The sequence below is a fragment of the Mesorhizobium sanjuanii genome (assembly GCF_002529485.1).
Classification (GTDB): Bacteria; Pseudomonadota; Alphaproteobacteria; order Rhizobiales; family Rhizobiaceae; genus Mesorhizobium; species Mesorhizobium sanjuanii.
The window spans coordinates 1-21,189 of the sequence record NZ_NWQG01000045.1 but is presented as its reverse complement, the minus strand read 5'-3'; the positions used below and the strand labels follow the sequence as shown (position 1 = coordinate 21,189).

At 62.7% G+C, this 21,189-nt stretch carries 19 protein-coding genes and 1 pseudogene; 5 read left to right on the top strand and 15 right to left on the bottom strand.

All coding sequences use genetic code 11. The features are described 5' to 3' along the window. Nucleotides 1-291 precede the first annotated feature (291 nt). Nucleotides 292-810, top strand: a complete 519-nt coding sequence (locus CN311_RS08440; protein ID WP_097572866.1) for a GcrA family cell cycle regulator — start codon at nt 292-294, stop codon at nt 808-810. Nucleotides 811-918: 108 nt separating this feature from the next. Here the strand turns inward: CN311_RS08440 and phoU are convergent, their stop codons facing one another. Together phoU and CN311_RS08430 are read right to left on the bottom strand one after the other, a co-directional pair. After that, nucleotides 919-1,644 carry a phosphate signaling complex protein PhoU gene (gene phoU, locus CN311_RS08435; protein ID WP_097572922.1) on the bottom strand — a complete coding sequence of 242 codons (726 nt, stop codon included), beginning with the start codon at nt 1,642-1,644 and terminating at the stop codon, nt 919-921. 204 nt (nt 1,645-1,848) lie between these two features. Beyond that, nucleotides 1,849-3,114 carry an ATP-binding protein gene (locus CN311_RS08430; protein WP_097572865.1) on the bottom strand — a complete coding sequence of 422 codons (1,266 nt, stop codon included), beginning with the start codon at nt 3,112-3,114 and terminating at the stop codon, nt 1,849-1,851. 124 nt (nt 3,115-3,238) lie between these two features. Here CN311_RS08430 and ppk2 point away from each other — a divergent pair, with 124 nt between their 5' ends. After that, entirely contained in the window at nt 3,239-4,147 is a 909-nt protein-coding gene (gene ppk2 / locus CN311_RS08425) for a polyphosphate kinase 2 (protein ID WP_097572864.1), read from the top strand. 72 nt (nt 4,148-4,219) lie between these two features. Here the strand turns inward: ppk2 and CN311_RS08420 are convergent, their stop codons facing one another. From CN311_RS08420 to CN311_RS08410, 3 genes are all read right to left on the bottom strand, one after another. Then, on the bottom strand, nt 4,220-4,969 hold the full coding sequence (locus CN311_RS08420) for an enoyl-CoA hydratase-related protein (RefSeq protein ID WP_097572921.1): 750 nt from the start codon (nt 4,967-4,969) through the stop codon (nt 4,220-4,222). 11 nt (nt 4,970-4,980) lie between these two features. Then, the gene (locus tag CN311_RS08415; protein ID WP_097572863.1) at nt 4,981-5,619 is read right to left on the bottom strand and encodes an acyl-homoserine-lactone synthase; all 639 of its coding nucleotides are present in this window, start codon (nt 5,617-5,619) and stop codon (nt 4,981-4,983) included. Between the two features lie 97 nt (nt 5,620-5,716). Beyond that, nucleotides 5,717-6,448 carry a helix-turn-helix transcriptional regulator gene (locus CN311_RS08410; RefSeq protein ID WP_097572862.1) on the bottom strand — a complete coding sequence of 244 codons (732 nt, stop codon included), beginning with the start codon at nt 6,446-6,448 and terminating at the stop codon, nt 5,717-5,719. Between the two features lie 233 nt (nt 6,449-6,681). Between CN311_RS08410 and CN311_RS08405 the strand changes: the two genes are divergently transcribed. After that, on the top strand, nt 6,682-7,527 hold the full coding sequence (locus CN311_RS08405) for an ABC transporter substrate-binding protein (RefSeq protein WP_097572861.1): 846 nt from the start codon (nt 6,682-6,684) through the stop codon (nt 7,525-7,527). A gap of 57 nt (nt 7,528-7,584) precedes the next feature. On the opposite strand, the gene CN311_RS08400 is transcribed toward CN311_RS08405, so the two are convergent. Then, nucleotides 7,585-7,998 carry a tellurite resistance TerB family protein gene (locus CN311_RS08400; RefSeq protein ID WP_165779635.1) on the bottom strand — a complete coding sequence of 138 codons (414 nt, stop codon included), beginning with the start codon at nt 7,996-7,998 and terminating at the stop codon, nt 7,585-7,587. A 153-nt stretch (nt 7,999-8,151) separates the two neighbouring features. On the opposite strand from CN311_RS08400, the gene CN311_RS08395 reads away from it, so the two are divergent. After that, nucleotides 8,152-9,801 (top strand): lysine--tRNA ligase, encoded by a 1,650-nt coding sequence (locus CN311_RS08395; RefSeq protein WP_097572860.1) that lies wholly within the window; start codon nt 8,152-8,154, stop codon nt 9,799-9,801. On the opposite strand, the gene CN311_RS08390 is transcribed toward CN311_RS08395, so the two are convergent. The 9 genes from CN311_RS08390 to CN311_RS32920 all read right to left on the bottom strand — a co-directional run bounded on the left by CN311_RS08390 (nt 9,764) and on the right by CN311_RS32920 (nt 19,587). Next, entirely contained in the window at nt 9,764-10,624 is an 861-nt protein-coding gene (locus CN311_RS08390; RefSeq protein WP_097572859.1) for a thermonuclease family protein, read from the bottom strand. The two genes, CN311_RS08395 and CN311_RS08390, sit on opposite strands and share 38 nt — an antisense overlap. Before the next feature lie 10 nt (nt 10,625-10,634). After that, the gene (locus tag CN311_RS08385) at nt 10,635-11,285 is read right to left on the bottom strand and encodes a S24 family peptidase (RefSeq protein ID WP_097572858.1); all 651 of its coding nucleotides are present in this window, start codon (nt 11,283-11,285) and stop codon (nt 10,635-10,637) included. After that, the gene (locus tag CN311_RS08380; protein WP_208866460.1) at nt 11,272-11,781 is read right to left on the bottom strand and encodes a hypothetical protein; all 510 of its coding nucleotides are present in this window, start codon (nt 11,779-11,781) and stop codon (nt 11,272-11,274) included. The genes CN311_RS08385 and CN311_RS08380 overlap by 14 nt, the downstream gene beginning before the upstream one ends. Before the next feature lie 67 nt (nt 11,782-11,848). Continuing rightward, the gene (locus tag CN311_RS08375) at nt 11,849-14,068 is read right to left on the bottom strand and encodes a 3-hydroxyacyl-CoA dehydrogenase NAD-binding domain-containing protein (protein ID WP_097572857.1); all 2,220 of its coding nucleotides are present in this window, start codon (nt 14,066-14,068) and stop codon (nt 11,849-11,851) included. Between the two features lie 14 nt (nt 14,069-14,082). Continuing rightward, on the bottom strand, nt 14,083-15,291 hold the full coding sequence (locus tag CN311_RS08370; RefSeq protein WP_097572856.1) for an acetyl-CoA C-acetyltransferase: 1,209 nt from the start codon (nt 15,289-15,291) through the stop codon (nt 14,083-14,085). Nucleotides 15,292-15,322: 31 nt separating this feature from the next. Next, on the bottom strand, nt 15,323-16,495 hold the full coding sequence (locus CN311_RS08365; protein ID WP_097572855.1) for an acyl-CoA dehydrogenase family protein: 1,173 nt from the start codon (nt 16,493-16,495) through the stop codon (nt 15,323-15,325). A gap of 52 nt (nt 16,496-16,547) precedes the next feature. Further along, nucleotides 16,548-18,344 carry an acyl-CoA dehydrogenase gene (locus CN311_RS08360; protein ID WP_097572919.1) on the bottom strand — a complete coding sequence of 599 codons (1,797 nt, stop codon included), beginning with the start codon at nt 18,342-18,344 and terminating at the stop codon, nt 16,548-16,550. A 294-nt stretch (nt 18,345-18,638) separates the two neighbouring features. Next, the gene (locus tag CN311_RS08355; RefSeq protein WP_097572854.1) at nt 18,639-19,100 is read right to left on the bottom strand and encodes a MerR family transcriptional regulator; all 462 of its coding nucleotides are present in this window, start codon (nt 19,098-19,100) and stop codon (nt 18,639-18,641) included. Nucleotides 19,101-19,422: 322 nt separating this feature from the next. Then, a complete protein-coding gene (locus CN311_RS32920) occupies nt 19,423-19,587 on the bottom strand; it encodes a hypothetical protein (RefSeq protein WP_208866459.1) in 165 nt (54 codons plus the stop codon). Here CN311_RS32920 and CN311_RS08350 point away from each other — a divergent pair. Beyond that, nucleotides 19,577-21,189: pseudogene (locus CN311_RS08350) on the top strand (peptidoglycan-binding protein); the annotation flags it as partial. The gene CN311_RS32920 and the pseudogene CN311_RS08350 overlap by 11 nt on opposite strands.

The following is a 21,189-nucleotide window of genomic DNA, read 5'->3' as shown; positions in this document are numbered from 1 at the left end:
GTTTTTCGGCCATGAAGTCAACGAAAACGTCGCGCAAGCACGCGCGGCAAGCCCCTCAGCGAGACGCCGGCTCATAAGCGACCGGGCAAGTTGGGGAAAACCGAAAAAACCGATTCGTGTTGCCCTCGGGACTCTTGTCACTGAGTCAACGCATAGGTATTTGTAGTCGAGAAATAACTAGATTTCGTGCGGCGGACCTAATCACCCGGTATATGTGGTGTTGTTTGCCCGGCGAGAGCCGGGTCGGGGAAGGATTCCGATCGCCGCACGCCTCAGCAGGAGCGCGGTCTCATGAACTGGACTGACGAGCGGGTCGAACTTCTCAGGAAATTGTGGTCGGAAGGACTGAGCGCAAGCCAGATCGCCGCACAGCTCGGGGGCGTCAGCCGCAATGCGGTCATCGGCAAGGTGCACCGGCTAAAATTGTCGGGCCGCGGCCGATCGACGGCCACGCCGGCACGCCAGAAGAAGAGCGTGCAAGGATCAAGTGTACAGAAATCGGTATCACGGGCGGCAAGCGCGGCGCGGCATATGACCACGTCGATCGGCGCGACCGCGTTGCAGGCGCAATTCGACGCCCAACCGGTGGCGCGTCATTACATCCGCCCGGTCGAGAACGTCGTCGTACCGATTTCTCGGCATCTGCAGCTCGTCGAATTGAACGAACGGACCTGCAAATGGCCGAATGGCGATCCGCTTTCAGAAGACTTCCATTTCTGCGGCAACGATGCCGCCGAAACCGGGCCTTATTGCAAATACCATGCAAAGGTAGCGTTCCAGCCCGCGTCGGAGCGGCGGCGGAGCCGGTGAGATGGTGAATGGATATGCGCCAGAATGTTCGGCGCATGAAACTCGCCTCTTCAGGAACGTTCGAGCAAGTTCGCACTAAATCAGGAATAGGTTCGAGAGGTGGTGCGTTCACTTCACCGGCTGCGTAGCGGGAAGGACAACCTTGTCCGTCTTGTCGCCTTTTGGCCGGTCGGCCGGCATCTGGTCGCCGGTGACGATGTAATAGATCGTCTCGGCGATGTTGGTGGCGTGATCGCCGATCCGTTCGATGTTCTTGGCGCAGAACAGGAGATGCGTGCAAGGCGTGATGTTGCGCGGATCCTCCATCATATAGGTCAGCAATTCGCGAAACAGCGAGGTGTACATGGCGTCGATCTGATCGTCGCGGTCGCGCACGAAGCCGATCTTCTCCACCGAGCGTGACGCGTAGACGTCGAGCACTTCCTTGAGTTGCGTCAAGGCAAGGTCGGCCAGTGCCTCCAGGCCACGAAACAGGCTGGTCGGCTGGCGTCCTTCGATGACGGCAACCACCCGCTTCGCGACATTCTTGCCGAGGTCGCCGACCCGTTCGAGATCGGCCGAGATGCGGATCGCCCCGACGATCTCGCGCAAATCCGTCGCCATCGGCTGACGCTTGGCGATGATGACGATCGCCTTGTCGTCGATCTCGCGCTGTCCCTCGTCCAGAACCAGGTCGTCACGGATGACCTTCTGGGCGAGGCCGGGATCTGCGTTGACCAAAGCCGCGATCGCCTGTTCGACCATGCGCTCGGCGTGCCCGCCCATCGCGGCGATGCGCTTCGACAGGTATTGCAGCTCCTCGTCATAGGCGCTGACGATGTGCACGGACTGCATGGATGGATGCCTTTCCATGGTCTTCTCACCGAGTCGTCTTCTCGAATCCTCCACTGATACGCTAGCGGGATGACAGAAAAAAGAAACAGTTAGAGCGACCTGCGTCCGATTAGACGCACAAAGTACGCTCCTATATCTACGCATCGTGCTTTTCCGAAAACCCATTAAGATTTTCGGGCCGACGCGTTAGCACATAGTGCGACGTCAGTGCCTCGGCAAATGGACCGAGAAGGCTGCGCCCTTGCCGACCTCGGACTTGATCGAAAGTCTGGCGTTGTGACGCGTCAGTATATGCTTGACGATGGACAGGCCGAGGCCCGTGCCTTTCTGGGTCCGGCTGTTCTCGACGTCGACGCGGTAGAAGCGCTCGGTGATGCGCGGGATATGCTCCTCGGCTATGCCGGGACCAAAATCCCTGATGGTGACGTCGATACCCGGTTCGGGACCGGCATCGCCATGGGCGATCGACACCACGACGCGCCCGCCCGACTGTCCGTATTTGCAGGCGTTTTCAAGCAGGTTTTCGAAGACCTGGAAGAGTTCGTCGCGGTCCCCCGGCACATCAAGCGGCCCTTCCGCGAAATCCCGCTCGATGGCGACGCCGTTTTCCCTGGCAAGCGGCCCAAGCGAATCGATGACGCTGTCGAGGGTCTGGCGAAGATCGACCTCGGTTCCCGGTTTCAGATAGGGCTTCATCTCCAGCCGCGACAGCGACAAGAGATCATCGATCAGGCGCGCCATGCGGCCGGTCTGGTTCTGCATGATCTGCAGGAACTGCTCGCGCGCCGCCGGATCGTTGCGGGCCGGCCCGCGCAGCGTCTCGATGAAGCCCGATATCGAGGCCAGCGGGGTGCGCAATTCATGGCTGGCATTGGCGATGAAATCGGCGCGCATCCGGTCGATCCGGCGCGCCTCGCTCTGGTCCTTGAACACCAGCACATAGAGATCGGTGCCGTGGCCGACCGAAGAGGCGCTCACCCGGTAGGCCCGTTCGACCGGCAGCTTTTCGGTATAGTCGACGACATCCGAAGCGACATTTCCCGACAAGATGCTGTCCAGCAGGGCCTGCATTTCCGGCGCGCGGAATTTGAGCGACAGCGACAGGCCCGGCGCGATGCCGCCAAAGGCGGCGAAGGCGGCAGCGTTGGCATGGACGATCATGGCCGTGCGATCGAAGATGATCAGCGGATCGGCGACGGCCGCCGCCAGATATTCGCCCGACAGCCGCTGCAGCCCGCTGCCCTCGATCGCCGCGCCGCTCTCGGCGGACTGGCGCGCAACGTCGGTCTGCAGCGTCGCGGCGGCAAACAGTACGGTACAGGCCAGCAGCACGACATAGAAGGACATGCCCGCGAACCAATAAACCGCCAGAACCGCGACGATGCCGGCGGCAAGCAGCCAGCGGCTGTTCCACAGCCGGATAGCGACTGTCTGCGCCGCGCCTTGCTGCTCCGCGCCCATCTCAGCCATTGTCAGCCATTCGCGCGCACCTTGTGCCCGGCATCCTGTCGGTCGGCCGGCTGGAAAACTTCCCGCTGGACCGGTATCGAAGCCCCCAATAGCATGAGTCCGGAAGCTGGAAAGGTTCGTCTCGATGAAAAAACCCCAGGAAAGTCCCGCAGCACCCGCGTCAGGTCCGCTGAAGATCAGGATCGACGGCAAGGAGCGGGAGTTCGACATCGAGAATCGCGAGCTTCCCGACTGGGTAGAGGACAACAAGCTGACCGCCGGCGGCTATCCCTACGACAAGAAAATGAAGAGCGAGGACTATGACGAGCCGCTCGAGCGGCTGCAGATCGAACTGGTTAAAGCGCAGGCCTGGTTGCAGTCGACCGGCAAGCGGGTAATGGCGCTGTTCGAGGGACGCGATGCTGCCGGCAAGGGCGGCACGATCTTCGTGCTGCACCAGTACATGAACCCGCGCACCGCGCGCAACGTGGCGCTGACCAAGCCGACCGAGACCGAACGCGGACAGTGGTATTTCCAGCGCTATGTCGCGCACTTCCCGACGTTGGGCGAATTCGTCACCTTCGACCGCTCCTGGTACAATCGCGCCGGCGTCGAGCCGGTCATGGGCTTCTGCACGCCCGAACAGCACGCGAAATTTCTGAACGAGGTTCCGCATTTCGAGCGGATGATCTGCAACGAGGGCATCCATTTCTTCAAGTTCTGGCTGAACATCGGCCGGGAAACGCAGCTCGAGCGGTTTCACGACCGCCGCTGGAGTCCTTTGAAGAACTGGAAATTTTCGCCGATCGATGTCGCCGGCATCACGAAATGGGACGACTACACCAAGGCGCGCGATCAGATGTTGGAGCGCACGCACAAGGAGTTCGCACCCTGGATCATCGTGCGGGCCAACGACAAGCGGCGCGCGCGGCTGGCCGTCATCCGGCGCATCCTGCTGTCACTGCCTTATGAGGGTCGCGACCTCGATGCCATCGGCAAGGAAGACAAGAAGATCATCGGCGAAGGGCCATCATTTCTCGGAAAACAGGACTGACGCTTCTGGAACGCCGCGCGGCCTCTTGGCCGCGCGGCGCTCGATCCATCGCTCTCTCTTCGGCGTGACCGCTCAGGCCGCCAGCCTGGCAATCCGCTGCAGCCGCTTCAGCGTGGTGTCGTCCTGCAAAGCCTGCTGGAAAAGCGAGATCTCCTGATCGATGCGGTCGCAAAGCACACCGGTGTCGCCCCGCAGCAGGTCGCGCGTCTGCAACAGTGCGGCGACCGGCTTCTTGGCGAGTTGCCTGGCCCTGCCAAGTGCCGCTTCCTCGACACTGCCGCCCGCCACGATCTCCGTGACCAGACCGAGCGCCTTGGCATCCTCGGCACGGAGCGTGTCGCCCAGGCAGAAGAAGCGGAAGGCGCCGGCGTAGCCCAGCTTCTGCGGCGCCAGAATGCTGGTCGCCGCGTCCGGCACGAGGCCGAAATCGACGAACGGCACCCGGAACGTGCTTTCATCGGATGCGATCACCATGTCGCAATGGAACAGGATGGTGCAGCCGACACCGACAGCGTCGCCATCGACACAGGCAAGGACCGGCTTCGGAAACGTCGCCAAAGTGCGGAACATGTCGGTGACGGCGGCGATCAACCGCTGATGCTTGGTGGCATCGAGGAATTCGGAAAAGTCGCCGCCGAGGCAGAAGCAGCCGGCCAGGCCACGCAGCACCACGACCCGTACCTCATCGTCGACGGCGGCTTCGTGGAAGGTCCTCGCCAGGCTTTCATAGGCTCGCCTGTCCAGCACCGGCCGGCCGTCATCCGACGACACCGTGACAATCAGCGTATGGTTGCGGAATTCCGTTTGCGCGTGGACGTTCATGACCGCCTCCATCACGATGCCCGCCTCATCCCGAGCATGTCGGGATATCCTCTGGCCAGCACCGGCGCGTGATGGTTGCGGCGCGACCGCACCACGTCCAGCGTATGGTCGTTGAAGGTGAGCAGCGTGGCGACGACCTGCTGGTTGCCGTAAGTGCGCTGGTAGCCGAGCGGCGTGGCGAGGAAGTGCAGTTGCAACGCACGCAGGACCCACATCGGCTCGAATTCGATGATCACCTGGTTGACGTTGCGCTTCAGCCCCCACTCGACGAAACCGGCAATCAGCTCGGTGCCGACCGTCGACACGCCGCGCTTGCCGTCACGAAAGCCCGGCGCCACCGCATAGCGGGTCAGTTCCCAGACATTCGGCCCCGAGGGAGGTGTCCCTTCATAGAGGTCTGCCAGCACGTCGGTCAGAAGATGCGCCCGCGTCGTCGGCAACATCCTCTGATAACCGGCCAGTTCACCATTGCGGATGACAAGCTGATGTACCGCTTCGTCGTGGTCGAACTGGTCGATCTCAAGGCCGTCGGGGCGCTTCAGATCGGTCCAACCCATCTCCTCGACAAAGATCTTGTAGCGTAAGCGATGAACCGCCTCCCAAAGGTCGGGTCGTTCCATCAATTCCTGGGTGTTTAGGGAAAAAAGCATTCGCCGTCTCCTGGTTTTAAGAGGAAGATACGGCCGGGCTTTCCCGAGAAAATTACGCGATCGCGTAGGCAAGAATTTCTAGGCCGGCGCGGCCGACCTAACTAATATAGCCGCGCCTTATCGCTTCCGCGACCGCCTGCACCCGGTTGACGGCACCGAGTTTGCTCTTGGCGTTAAGAAGGTGTTTCTCCGAGGTGTGTTCCGAGATGCCGAGGATTTGCGAAATCTCCCACTCGGACTTGCCAACAGCCGCCCATTGCATGCATTCGCGCTCGCGCGGCGTCAGTTCGATGTGATCGATGGTCTTGTTGGCCATCGTGTGGAGTTGCATGGCGCGGCCGACGGCATAGGTCGACACCAGCGACACCAGCCCGAACTCGGCCCCCGACAGTTCGACGGCCTCGCCACCCAGCGATACCATGACGATCTGGCCGTCCAATGTGATCAGCGGGAAGGCCAGTCCGTCGCGCAGCTTGAATTCGCCGGCGTCGCCCATCACTTCGCCGCTGCTCTTGTCGATGCGAATGCCTTGCGCGGCTTCCCGCCACTGGAACGGCGCCTGAAGCTGCTTCATATGGCTGACGACGGGGTCATGGTCGACATAGTTGCGCGACACATAGCGCTCTAGCCATTCAACCGGCCACTCGCAAAGCAGCACATGCTCCTTTTGCTGGCCTTTTGGCGTGCCTGGCTGCGGAACCGTCCCGGCCATCAGCGCGGTCAGGCCGAATTCCGAGGTTATGCCAAGCAGCTTTTCGCAGACCGCCGCCGCCGTGTTGGCGTGCTGCAGATCATCGATGAATTCCAGTGTGCGATCGAAATGGCCCATCGCAACATCTACCCCATGTTGCCTTCCGCATTGAGACCGACAGTCCGGCGCTTCACCTTGCCATCGATCCCGGGTGCAAATTTGTTGCCTGCATTACCCACGGCCACCCCAGCCGAGGCGATGCAATCATTTGCAAGCTTATCAATCATATCCCTAAATCAGCTTGATGAAATCAAAAACTTGCGCCTTTGCTCCTTTGGTACAAATTGGAACAGGATGGGGAGGAGTGCAGGATGGCAATTCGGTGGATAGCCATTGTCATGATGCTGGCTTCGTTGGGAGCGCAGTCGCTGACGGCACGCGCCGCGGAGCCACAAGTGCCGGTCTTGTGGGACGCCAAGGAGCGGCTGCCGAAGCCGGACCTGTCAAAATTGCCCCGGTTGCGTTTCCTGACCACCACCGATTTCCCACCTTTCAACTTCCTCGACGGTGCAGGCCGGCTGTCCGGCTTCCACGTCGATCTGACGCGGGCCATCTGCGCCGAACTCGGCATCGCCGACAAATGTCAGATCCAGGCGCTGCCCTGGGCCGAGCTGGAAGGCGCGCTGCGGAAGGGCGAAGGCGAAGCGATCATTGCCGGCATCGCCGCCACGCCGGAGTCTCGGTCGAAATATGCCTTCTCGCGCTCCTATTTGCAGTTTCCGGCGCGCTTCATCATGCCGAAAACAAAGGCGCTGACGGAACCGATCTTCGACAAATTGCGCGGCAAGCGCGTCGGCGTGGTCGCCGGCTCCGCGCATGAGCGGATGCTGCGCGACTATTTCAACGCCGTTGAGGTCATCCCGTTCGGGCGGCCGGAAGACCTCTATGCCGAGCTCAAGGCCGGCAAGATCGACGCGGCCTTCGGCGACGGCATGCGCTTCGCCTTCTGGCTGGGCGGCTCCGATGCCGCGGGCTGCTGCCGCTTTGCCGGAGGCCCCTATCTGGCCCCGGAATATGTGGGCTCGGGCATGGCCATCGCCACCAGGGCCGACGATCCGGCGCTGGCCGCCGCATTCGACTACGCGTTGCAGGAGATTTCGGTGAAGGGCATCTTCACCGAATTCTATCTGCGCTATTTCCCGGTCAGCTTTTTCTGATCCGGCCCGGTCAGTTTCTTCTCATCCGGCCCGGTCAGTATTTCTGACGATCCTGCTTTAGGTCAGCGTCCGAAGCCGGGCCTTGGCCGCACGGCCGATGGCGGCGACAGTCAGCGTATCGAGATCGAGCTCGCGGCGGATGAGCTGCAGCACCCGCACCTCCTCCAGCCGCATTTCGAGGTCGACGGCCGCCACTTCGAAGGCGGCGGCATAGGCCGTGTCGTGCAATCGTTCGGGCAGAACCTCGGCGACATTGGCCAAAACCCCTTCCAGACCGTCCTTTTCGTGCAGCATCTTCTGGCAGGCCTGGGCGACCTCGACCAGCTGCTCATGGTTGAAGTCCTCGAACACCGGCCATGAGCGGACGACGTCGCCGATCCGCGCCAGTTCCACATCGGTCATGTCGCGATCAGACGCCGAGGTGATGACCATCAGGTAGATCAGGGCTTCATGCGGCGTCGGCAACGGCATTTTCTTACTCCTTGAACGGCTTCCGAACTTAGGAACGCGGCATCTGTGCCGCAAGGAAAAAGCGCTCCACGCGTTGACGCCCAAGACAGGCACGCCTAGAGACCGGTTGAAAAATCTTGCGGCTTTGCCGGATGAACGACCTGGAACAGTGACATGGCGGGATCAAACATCATCGATCTCAACCCCGAGGTGCTTGCGGCAGCGGCCGAAAGCAAGGCATGGCCGTTCGAGGAAGCCAAAAAGATCGTAGAGCGCTACAAGGGCACCGACTTTCCCGAGACCATACTGTTCGAAACCGGCTATGGTCCGTCGGGCCTGCCGCATATCGGCACGTTCGGCGAGGTCGCGCGCACCTCGATGGTGCGCCACGCCTTCCGCGTCCTGACCAGGGACACGGTCAAGACCAAGCTGCTCTGCTTTTCCGACGATATGGACGGCATGCGCAAGATTCCCGACAACGTGCCGGATCGCGCCGCGCTCGAACCGCATCTGCACAAGCCGCTGTCGTCGGTCCCCAATCCGTTTGGCGGCGACTATGCGAGCTTCGCCGACCACAACAATGCAATGCTTTGCCGCTTCCTGGACACGTTCGGCTTCGACTACGAGTTCGCCAGCGCAACCGAATATTATAAGGCTGGCCGTTTCGACGCAGTCCTGCTGCGCGCCGCCGAACGCTATGACCAGATCATGGCGGTGATGCTGCCGACGCTTGGGCCGGAGCGGCAGGCCACCTACAGCCCGTTCCTGCCGATTTCACCGAAGAGCGGCCGGGTGCTCTATGTCCCGATGAAGCATGTCGACGCCAAGGCCGGCACCATCACCTTCGACGACGACGGCACCGAAACCACGCTTTCGATCAAGGGCGGCAAGGTGAAGCTGCAGTGGAAGCCGGATTTCGGCATGCGCTGGGCAGCGCTTGGCGTCGATTTCGAAATGTTCGGCAAGGACCACCAGACCAACGCAGTGATTTACGACCGGATCTGCAACATTCTGGGCGGGCGGGCGCCGGAGCATTTCGTCTATGAGCTGTTTCTCGACGAGAATGGTCAGAAGATCTCGAAGTCGAAGGGCAACGGACTGACCATCGATGAGTGGCTGACCTATGCGCCAACCGAGAGCCTCGGCCTTTATATGTACCAGCGGCCACGCCAGGCCAAGAAGCTCTACTTCGACGTCATCCCAAGGGCGGTGGACGAATATTACACCTTCCTCGCCGCCTATCCCAGGCAGGATTGGAAAGAGCGACTCGGCAATCCGGTCTGGCACATGCATGACGGCAACCCGCCTGCCATCGACCTGCCGGTGCCGTTCTCGCTGCTGCTCAATCTCGTCAGTGCCTCCAACGCCCAGAACAAGGATGTGCTGTGGGGCTTCATCTCGCGCCATGTACCTGGCGTAACGCCTGAGACGCATCCCGAGCTCGACAGGCTGATTGGCTATGCAATCCGCTATTTCGACGATTTCGTGAAACCGACGAAAACCTTTCGGGCGGCCGACATCGTCGAGAGCGAGGCCCTGGCGGAGCTGTCGCAAGCGCTTGCCGCGCTTCCCGCCGGAGCTACCGGCGAAACGATCCAGAACGCCGCGCTCAACGTCGCGCGCAGGATCGAGCGCTATCAGGACCATTCGAAGCAGAGCCCCGAAGGCGGGCCTGGCGTCTCCGTCGCGTTCTTCCAGATGATCTACCAGGTGCTGATCGGACAGGAGCGCGGTCCGCGCTTCGGTTCCTTTGTCGCGCTCTATGGCATCGAGGAGACGCGCGCGCTCATTCGGAAGGCTCTGGCTGGTCAACTGGCGGCGTAGCGGTCGTTTCGGTGGACGGCGTAGCCGTCGTCGCCGACGGATCGAGTATCGGCTGCGTGGCTGCCGGTGCTGCCACCACAGCCGGCACCGGCAGCAGGCCAGAGAGTATTGGCGCCGGTCCGAAAATGCCTTTCCTGGCCTCACGCGCCTTCTCGCCGGCTTCGACGTAAGGGCTGCCCTCGGCGGCGCGCGCCCAGCCGTTCTCGATCAGCCATTGGCCGATATCCTGCTTGCCGACGCGGCATTCGGCGGCGATCAGGTCGCGACCACCCTCGGGCGGCACCGTGCAGACCACCGCCCGGCCACGCAGAAAGGCGCGGAACGCGGTACGCGCCCGGATACCGCAGGCCCAGGACTTGCCGCCATCGGTGCAGGTCTCGTCCTGCCTGACGATGTCGATGCCGGAAACCGCGACCGAATAGCCCTTGGCCTCGATCACGCCGGCGGCCGTCGCGACCGGCTGGAACAGTTTCGTCCCGTTCCAGTCGTCGGGCATTTTCGTCTTGGGCGGCTTGGGCGGGCCGGCCAGCGCCAGTTCGCTCAAAGGCGCGCGTGGCTCGACCCGCTGGAGTTCCTCGGCTTGAAGCTGCGGATGCGCGATGATCTCGGGATCGATGGCCCTGGAATGCGCTTCCGGCTTTGCCGCCTGCTGCTTCGGAATTGCGGTGGCGGCAGGCATGTCGGATCGGGCTTCGAGGCCGGCCTGCACGTGGTTGCCGGCGCTGGCGTCCTCGTCACGACGAACGGCGCGGCCGCCAGCGACGATCGCCGTCCCCATCGCCAGGAGAACCAACATCGCGACGGCAGCGTGAAGCGGACGCATCGGCGGCCCCCTACTGGCTTGCCCAGACGATCCGCGCCACCCAATCGACGTCCCGCATGGGGATGTCGCGGTCCGGATGGTCGGGATTGAGCGAGACCAGCACGATCGACTTCGCCGTCTGGCGGTCGAGCACCTTGGCCATGACCTCGCCGGCATTGGTCTTGACGACGACGCGGTCTCCCCGGCGGGTGGCGGCGCCAGGCTCGACGATCAGCACGTCGCCGTTGCGGTAGAGCGGCAGCATGGAATCGCCTTGGACCTGCAGCGCATAGGAGGTTTCCGTCGCTCGCGCCGGAATCTCGATCAGGTCCCAGCCCTGCCCCGCCGGAAAGCCGGCGTCGTCGAAGAAGCCGCCGGCGCCAGCCTGGGCGAAGCCGAGCAGCGGCACCGAAGACTTCTGCGCCGGCAGGAATCCGGGGCCGGGCTTGCCCCGGCCTTCGACCAGACCGATGAATTCGTCGAGCGAAGCGCCGGTCGCCTCGATGATCTTGGCCAGCGATTCGGTCGAGGGCCAACGCGGGCGCCCATCCGAGGACAGCCGCTTCGACTTGTTGAAGGCGGTCGAATCAAGGCCCGCGCGCTTCGCCAGTCCCGAGGCCGAGAGCGAATAACGCTCGGCCAGAGCGTCGATGGCGGCCCATACCCGATCATGCGAGAGCACTTTTTGCCCTGCCTCTTGGTTTGAACACCGTATCTATCCGAAACCGCTGCACACTTTCGGTCCGGTGCTCTGCAACAGGAAAAAATACCTTCGCCGTTCTAATCTTCGATTGTCGGTTTGTCCACCGACAGTCCGGACAGAGCGCCACGAGAAGGTTTCCCAACACCGAGATCCAGGCCGGAACATGCGACCAGCCGAAGCGATAATCGAGCACGGAGACGATCACCAGGGCGATCGCGCCAGCGAAGGCGAGGGTGATGATGATTTTCTGCGCCGGCCGGGTCTCCGCGCCGGGGCCGGCCTTGATGCGCCGTTCCGGCAGTGCCGGGTTCCTGAGGGCGAGGTAGATGCCGATAATGTTGGTCGAAAGCGTGAAGACAATAAGAAAGGTCCAGCCCTGCCAATAGGCCAGCGTTCCCGCCGGCACGAAGATGATGACAGCGAGCACGAGCAGACCGACAAGGGCCGACTTCAGGGTGCGGATGGCGAGGTTCATCGCTTTCTCCCGGGTTGGCGGCGCTGGCCGTCAACCCGCTCTTGGCGTCGCCCCAAGCCAGGCGGCGTCAGGCCGCCTTCTTCACCTCGCCCTTCGCGTAGGGGTCGAAGCGCTGGTAGAAGGTCTCGTCCTTGTCGGCCATGTCGAGCAGCAGCTTCGGCGCCTTGAACTCGGCGCCGTATTTCTTCTGCAAGCCCTTGGCGATCTTGACGAACTTCCTGGCGCCGATGCCGTCGATATAGGACAGAACACCGCCGGTGAAAGGCGCGAAGCCGAAGGCAAGGATCGAGCCGACATCGGCCTCACGCGGATCGGTGACGATACCCTCTTCCATCACCCGCGCTGCTTCCAGCGCGATGGTGACGAGCAGCCGCCGCTTCAGCTCCTCATAGTCGACCTTTTCCGGCGCAAGCTGCGGGTAGAGATCCCTGAGGCCCGGCCACAGCTTCTTCTTGGCCGGCTTTTGCGGATAGTCGTAAAAGCCCTTGCCGTTCTTGCGGCCGAAGCGGCCATGCGTGTCGACCAGCGTGTTGATCAGCGCCATCTGCTTGGGATCGACAGCCTTGTCGCCGAGATCCCTGATGGTCTGCTTCATGATCTTCTGGGCAAGGTCGATCGCCGTTTCGTCGGTCAGCGCCAAGGGACCGACCGGCATGCCGGCGGCCTTCGCCGCATTCTCGATCATCGGCGCCGGAACGCCCTCGATCAGCATCTTGTAGGCTTCCGACATGTAGCGCAGCACGCAGCGGTTGACGTAGAAGCCGCGCGTGTCGTTGACGACGATCGGCGTCTTCTTGATGGCGCGGACAAAGTCGATCGCGGTGGCCAGCGCCTTGTCGCCGGTCTTCTTGCCGAGGATGATCTCGACCAGCATCATCTTGTCGACAGGCGAGAAGAAATGGATGCCGATGAAATTCTTCGCCCGCGCCGAATTCTTGGCCAGCGCCGTGATCGGGATGGTGGAGGTGTTGGACGCGAAGATCGCCGACGGTTTCAGCACGGCTTCCGCCTGTTCGGTGGCGGCCTTCTTGACGGCCGAATCCTCGAACACCGCCTCGACGACAAGGTCGCAGCCGGCAAGATCGGCGTAGTCGGCCGTCGGCGTGATCAGCGACAAGAGCTTGTCCTTGTCCTCCGGCTTGGCGCGGCCCTTCTTCACCTGATCCGAGACCAGGCTGTCGGAATGCGCCTTGCCCTTGGCGGCGGACTCCATGTCGCGGTCGAGCAGTACCACCGGGATGCCGGCCTTGGCCGTGACATAGGCGATGCCGGCGCCCATGAAGCCGGCGCCGAGAATGCCGATCTTCTTGAACTTCGTTTCCGGCACGCCGGCCGGGCGGCGCGCGCCCTTGTTGAGTTCCTGCAGCGAAACGAACAGCGAGCGGATCATCGCCGCGGCTTCCCTGGTCTGCATGATCTCGGTGAAATAGCGTTGCTCGATGCGCAAGCCAGTGTCGAACGGCACCAGCAGGCCCTCATAGACGCATTTCAGGATCGCGGCGGCGGCAGGATAGTTGCCATAGGTCTCGCGGCGCAGGATGGCGATGGCCGGCGGCCACAGATTGGCGCCGGCCACCGAGTAGATCGGGCCGCCGGGAAGCTTGAAGCCCTTCTCGTCCCACGGCTGGACGGCCTTCAGGCCGTTCCTGATCATCGCCTTGGCGGTCTCGACCAGATTCCTGGGCTCGGCGATCTCATGGATCAGGCCCATCGCCTTGGCCTTCTGCGGCGACAGCGTCTGGCCGGAGGTCAGCATCTGTAACGCCTGCTGCTGGTCGGTCAGCCGCGGCACCCGCTGAGTGCCGCCGGCGCCGGGGAAGATGCCGATCTTCACTTCGGGAAGCGCCATCCTGACCTTGTCGGAATCGGCCGCGACACGGCCGTGGCAAGCGAGCGACAACTCGAACGCGCCGCCCATGCAGGTGCCGTTGATCGCCGACACAAATGGCTTTCCGCACGTCTCCAGCTTGCGGAACAGTCCGGTCATCTTGCCGGCGTTGTCGAACAGCGCCTTGGTCGCCTGCCCGGCGTCCTTGGCCTTGTCGGCGGCAAAGGTGGTCAGCATCTTCTGCAGCAAGGTGATGTCGGCGCCGCCCGAGAAGGTGTCCTTGCCGGAGGTGATCACCGCGCCCTTGACGGCGGCGTCGCCCGCCACCTTGTCGACAATGGCATTGAGTTCGAGCATCGCTTCTTCGGTGAAGACATTCATCGAGCGACCGGGCATGTCCCAGGTGATCAGCGCAATGCCGTCAGCGTCGATGTCGAGGGTGAAATTGGTGTAGCTCATCGTCTTTCTCCCGGTCAGACGCGTTCGATGATCGTGGCGGTGCCCATGCCGGCGCCGATGCAGAGCGTCACCAGCGCGGTGTTCAGGTCGCGCCGCTCCAACTCGTCGAGCACCGTGCCGAAGATCATCGCGCCTGTGGCACCGAGCGGATGGCCCATGGCGATGGCGCCGCCATTGACGTTGATCCTGTCGTGCGGAATCTCGAACGCCTGCATGTAGCGCAGCACCACCGAGGCGAAGGCCTCGTTGAGTTCGAACAGGTCGATATCAGACAGTTTCATCCTGGCGCGCTTCAGCAGCTTCTCGGTGACGTCGACCGGGCCGGTGAGCATCAGCACCGGTTCAGAGCCGATATTGGCGAATGCGCGGATGCGCGCGCGCGGCTTCAGGCCGAGCGTCTTGCCAGCCTTCTTCGAGCCCAGCAGAACGGCGGCTGCGCCATCGACGATGCCCGACGAATTGCCGGCGTGATGGACGTGGTTGACCTCTTCGACCTCGGGGTGCTTCTGCACCGCGACGGCGTCGAAGCCACCCATTTCGCCAGGCATGACGAAGGACGGATTGAGTGCCGCCAGCGACTGCATATCGGTCGAGGGCCGCATGTGCTCGTCATGATCGAGGATGGTCAGGCCGTTCTGGTCCTTGATCGAGATCACCGAATTCTTGAAGCGGCCCTCGCCCCAGGCCTTGGCGGCGCGCTTCTGGCTCTCGACGGCATAGGCGTCGACGTCGTCGCGCGAAAAACCGTATTTGGTGGCGATCAGATCGGCCGAGATGCCTTGTGGCACGAACCAGCCGGGCAGACCGACCGAAGGGTCCATGAACCAGGCGCCACCCGACGCGCCCATGCCGACGCGCGACATCGATTCGACGCCGCCGGCAATGACGATCTCGTCGGCGCCTTGCGCGATCTTGGCGGCGCCGAAATTGATGGCGTCGAGGCCCGATGCACAGAAGCGTGAGATCTGCATGCCGGGCGCCGAGGTCGCGTAACCGGCTTCAAAGGCGGCCGCGCGCGGAATGACGGAACCCGCCTCGCCGACCGGGTCGACGCAGCCGAAGATGATGTCGTCGACGGCGCCGGTGTCGAGCTCGTTGCGGTCGCGGATCGCCTCGAGCACCTTGGCGCCGAGCCTTACCGCCGGCACTTCATGCAGCGAGCCATCCTTCTTGCCTCTGCCGCGCGGCGTGCGCACGGCGTCATAGACATAAGCTTCGGCCATTTTTCTGCTCCTTGGGTTTGCTGAAAGCTGCTCAGAGCGAGCGCCCGATCAGCAATTTCATGATCTCGTTGGTGCCGCCGTAGATGCGCTGGACGCGGGCGTCGCGAAACATGCGGGCGATCGGATATTCATTCATGTAGCCATAGCCGCCGTGCAATTGAAGGCATTCGTCGACCACTTTTCCCTGCAGGTCGCTGAGCCAGTATTTGGCCATTGAGGCCGTGACCGGGTCGAGGCCGCCATTGATGTGGCGGGCGACGCAATCATTGTAAAAGACGCGGCCGATGGTCGCCTCGGTCTTCAATTCGGCGAGCTTGAACTGGGTGTTCTGGAAATCGATGATCGCCTTGCCGAAGGCCTTGCGCTCCTTGACGTATTCGATGGTCAGCGCCAATGCGCGCTCGATCATGGCGATGGCCCCGGTGCCGATCTGCAGCCGTTCCTGCGGCAATTGCTGCATCAGCTGGATGAAGCCCTGGCCTTCCTCATGGCCGAGCAAATTGGAGGTCGGCACGCGCACGTCGTTGAAGAAGAGTTCCGACGTGTCGTTGGCTTTCAAGCCGATCTTGTCGAGGTTGCGGCCGCGCTCGAAGCCGTCCACCTCGTCGGTCTCGACGACGATCAGCGAGGTCCCCTTGGCGCCTTTGTCCGGATCGGTCTTGGTGACGACAATGATGAAATTGGCAAGCTGGCCGTTGGTGATGAAGGTCTTGGAGCCGTTGAGCTTGTACTGGTTGCCGTCCTTCTCGGCGCGCGTCTTGACGCCCTGCAGATCGGAGCCGGCGCCAGGCTCGGTCATGGCGATGGCGCCGATCAACTCACCAGTGGCGAGTTTCGGCAGCCACTTCTTCTTCTGCTCTTCCGAGCCGTAGTGGAGGATGTAGGGGGCGACGATCGAGTTGTGCAGGCCGATGCCGAAGCCGTCGACGCCGACATGGCCGATCGCCTCGATGATGGCGCTCTCATGCGCGAAACTGCCGCCGGAGCCGCCATATTGCTCCGGCATCGAGGCGCAGAGCAGGCCGGCGGCACCCGCCTTCAACCAGCTCTCGCGGTCGACCATCTCGTTCTTCTCGAACTCGTCGTAGCGCGGCGCGATCTCTTCCGACATGAAGCGGGACGCCATGTCATAGAGCATACCGACCTCGTCCGCCGCCCAGGCGGGCTTCGGCAGGCCAAGAACTTCGGCTGGATTTGTCGCCACGATTTCCTCCGCGTTCCGACAATTGTGGGCCGGCTGTGCCGGCCCGCCAAACCTAGAACGCTTCCGCCGGCAGCGCCATTAGCGTGTCCGCGCCACTGGAGATGCGGGCGAGGTGCGCCGAAGTCTCCGGCATGATCCGCTCCATGAAGAAGCGCGCCGTCACCAGCTTGTTGTCGTAGAAGGACGAAGCACCGTTGGCGCCGTTCGCCAGCTTCGCGCCGGCGGCTTTGGCCATCTGCGCCCACATATAGCCCAGCGCCACAAGGCCGAAGAGATGCATGTAGTCGGTCGAGGCGGCACCCGCGTTGTCGGGTTTGGCCATGCCGTTCTGCACCAGCCACATGGTCGCGGCCTGCAGATCGTTGAGGCCCTTTTTCAGCGCCTTGGTGAAGGGCGCCATCTTCTCGTCGGAGCGGTTCTCCTCGCAGAACTCGCCGACCTCCTTGAAGAAAGCCTGCACGGCGCGGCCGCCGTTCAGGCCAAGCTTGCGGCCGACGAGATCGAGCGCCTGGATGCCGTTGGCGCCTTCATAGATCATGGCGATGCGGGCATCGCGCACGAACTGGCTCATGCCGTGCTCTTCGATATAGCCATGGCCGCCGAACACCTGCTGCGCCATGACAGCGTGGTCGAAGCCCTTGTCGGTGAGCACGCCCTTGACCACCGGCGTCATCAGCCCGGTGTAGTCGTCGGCGGCCTGGCGGTCCTTGTCGTCGGCGGAGCGGTGAGCGATATCGGACTTGATCGCCGTCCACAGCGCCAGCGCGCGACCGGCTTCGTTGAAGGCCTTCATGGTCATCAGGCCGCGGCGGATGTCGGGATGGACGATGATCGGGTCGGCCTTCTTGTCCGGCGCCTTGGCCCCGGACAACGAGCGGCCCTGAAGGCGGTCCTTGGCGTAGGAGACGGCATTCTGGTAGGCGACCTCCGACAGCGAAAGCCCCTGCAGGCCGACGCCGAGGCGGGCCTCGTTCATCATGGTGAACATCGCCTTCAGGCCGCCATTGGCCTCGCCGAGCAACGTGCCCTCGGCCTCGTCATAGTTCATGACGCAGGTCGAGTTGCCATGGATGCCCATCTTCTCCTCGATCGAGCCGCAGGAGACAGTGTTCCTCTCGCCGGGATTGCCTGATGCATCGAGCTTGAGCTTGGGCACGATGAACAGCGAAATACCCTTCACACCTTCCGGCGCGCCCTCGATGCGGGCCAGCACCAGATGGACGATATTGTCCGACATGTCGTGCTCGCCGGCCGAGATGAAGATCTTCTGGCCCGATATCTTGTAAGTGCCGTCGCCGTTGGGAACGGCCTTGGTGCGCAGCAGGCCGAGATCGGTGCCGCAATGCGGCTCGGTCAGGTTCATGGTGCCGGTCCAGGCGCCCTCGACCAGCTTCGGCAGCCAGGTCGCCTTCTGCGCGTCGGTGCCATGGGTGATGATGGCCGCGATCGCGCCCTGCGTCAGGCCGGGATACATCATCAGCGACATGTTGGCCGACACCATATATTCGGCGACCGCGGTATGAACCGCGTAGGGCAGGCCCTGCCCGCCGAACTCCACAGGCGCGGCCAGCCCCATCCAGCCGCCCTCGCGATATTGGTCGAAGGCCTCCTTGAAGCCTTTCGGCGTCGTCACCGAGCCATCGTCATGGCGCACGCAGCCTTCCATGTCGCCGACGCGGTTCAGCGGCTGCATGACATTTTCGGCGAGCTTGGCGCCTTCGGCGAGGATCGCCTCGACCACGTCCGGCGTCGCATCGGAGAAGCCCGGAAGATTGGAATAGCGCTGGTAGCCCAACACCTCATTCAGTACGAACAGCGTGTCCTGGACCGGAGCCCTGTATATCGGCATGCTTTTCCCTCCACCATGCGGACTTGGTCCCGGAATCAAGCCCTGCACGGCAGGCGGACCAATGTCGAGGTCGGGATAGCAAAAATTGACGTTTGCGTAAACGTCAATTTTTTGATGCGACAAAATTTCCCGACACTTCCCACGTAGCGTAGCGGCGTGACACCTCGTAAGCCAGCACGGAACGTGGAATGTCTTCGTGTGAGATGCCCTCGAAGCAACGCGAAAAGCCGCGCGGAAAGCCACGCGGCTCTTATTCGTTGGTTGGAAGGCCGTTCGCCGAAGCGGCGGACGGATTTAGCTGGCGACGCTGGCTTGCGGCGCCGAACGCTCGATCAGCATCTGGCGCACCGCCGCCATCGAATTGCTCAACTCGCCGATGGCGTCCTCGATCAGCGCCCGCTGCTTCTGCAGGCGGGCAAGCTGCTTCTCCGACTTGTCGAGCGCCAGCCGCAACTGCTTGGTGTTGGAGCCGGTCGGATCGTAGAGATCCATCATCTGCTTGACGTCGCGCAGCGAGAAACCGACCTTGCGACCGAGCAGGATCAGTTTCAGCCTCGCCTTGTCGCGGCGCGTGTACAGGCGGGTCGAGCCGTCGCGCTGCGGATTGAGAAGGCCCTTGTCCTCGTAGAAACGCAACGTGCGCAGCGTCACTCCGTAATTCTTGGCCATCTCGCCGATGCGGGCAAGGTCCTCGCCGGCTTCGACAGACATATTATTGGTATTGGCCGCGGCTTCGCCGGGCGAAACAAGTTTCATGGTCACTGGCTTTCCCCGTCTGGTGGCATCGCGGTCCGGGACCTTGCGTCGCCTGAGTGGAAGCGGGGGCGTGCTTCCAGTCGTGGTTTCAACAAACAAATCGCAAAAGACGCGGTCTGTGCACCTTTTACGTTTACGTCAATTCTATACCGATAGCCGCCTCACGACGCAAGGGCATTGTGTGGGCGGAACGTTATGCCGCATCCCCTGGCGCACGGACACCTGGCGCGGCGGCAATCCCAACAACGTTGCAACTTCTTAAGTTTGGTTAACGCGTTGTTTACCACGTTGGGCGAAATGTGCGCATGTCGGTACCCCGTGTTTATCCTGTAGCGAATTTTTCACGGTTTTTTCGAAGCGCGGGCGAGATCCCGGGAAGTTCGCCTTCCACCGCAGCAAAACCGCTCGGTCGCCTCGTTCCCGGCAGGACTTTGGGAAACTGGCCATAAGCCAGCAATTCTGAAACGGGCGCATTGATGAACAGCAAGCGGTCCTATCTCGATACACTCAACGCCGGCAGGCAGCGCCGGCCGCATACCACGCTTGAGGAGCTCAACCGTTCCCTGGAAACGCTGGAGCAGCGGCTGGAGCGCACGCGCGAGGACGCAAATGTGCGTCCCGATCCGCGCCGACCGGCCGCGGAGCCGCGCTATGCCAGCGCCGAGCCCTATGGCCAGCAGCGCTGGCATGAGGAGCCGCCCCCCGCGCAGCAGCGGCCGAAGGCCCCGGCCTTCGACCAGAATTACCAGGCGATCGCCCGAGATATCGACCGCGTGCGCGGCCAGGAGGACGGCGTCGCCGTGGTCGGCAAGATCGCCGGAGAATTGCGCGGCCTGCGCGAAGAACTCCGCCACCAGATGACCGTCGGCTTGCAACGTGAGTTCGAGGCGCTGCGCAAGGATATCGAGCGGGCCTTCCAGGCAAGCGCTCAGCCGGGCGGCCGGTCGGGAGGCGGCAAGGGCAGCGCCGAACTCGGCGTCGAGTTCGAGCGGCTTTCCGGCGCCATCCAGACGCTGGCCGAAAAGAGCGACGACAGAAGCGTCAACATGCTTCGTCTTGAACTGGAGCAGGTCAAGGCCGCGCTCGATACGCTGGCGCGCGAGGAGAGCGTTCAGGCGGTCGGCCGCCGCTGGGACGAATTCGACCGCCGCTGGAGCGCTTTCGAAGATCGTGTCGATGCCGATCAGCAGAAGCGATCGGATGCGCCCGGCCTTGCGATGCTGACCGACCGGCTCGAACAGATCAGCAATGCCGTCAACAATCTGCCGGAATCGCTGTCGCTGCGTTCGCTCGAAGACAAGGTCCGCACGCTTGCCGGCGCCGTCGACCATTTCGCCAGCCAGCAGGACAATCGCAGCACCGGCACATTCGGCATGATCGACGAGCGGCTGGACGAGATTTCCCGCGCCATCGTCGCCTCGACCGTTGCAGCGCAAGCCAATTCATTCGATCCGGAACCCTTCGAACGCATCGAGAAGCGCATCGCCTCGCTTGCCCAGCAGATCGAGGAAGTCGCGCAGGACCGGCCTGGCAATCAGGTGATCGACCAGCTCAACATGCTGTCGAGCCGGGTCGACGATCTCGCCGGCCGCGCCAATCTGCCGGAACAGGCGATGGAGCGTCTCGGCAATCAGATCGCGCTCATTGCCGACAAGATCGACCGGGCGCCGGCCATGCCGGACGCCGAATATATTTTCCAGGGCCTCGAACAGCGCTTCGATGTGCTGTCGGGCATGATGGAGCGGCGCCAGGGCGACGCCATCGAACAGGGAAACATGCTGTTTCGCGATCTTGAGCGCCGGCTGGACGAAGTCGCCGACCGGCTGGACCAGCGCACGTCGCAGGTCGACAGTGCCGGCATCATGGACGCCATCGATGCCCGCTTCACCGCGCTCGCCAAGCGCATGGAAACGCGCGCTCCCGATCCCGCCGGCGAGGCAGCGATCCGTGGCCTGGAAAGCCGGCTGGAAGATATCTCTCACCGGCTGGATTCGTCCGCGGCGCAAGTCGCCGGCATCGACCCGGCGCTGATCCGCAGCCTGGAAGCGCAGGTCGCGGGCCTGTCGGCCCATCTTTCGAAACCCGGCAC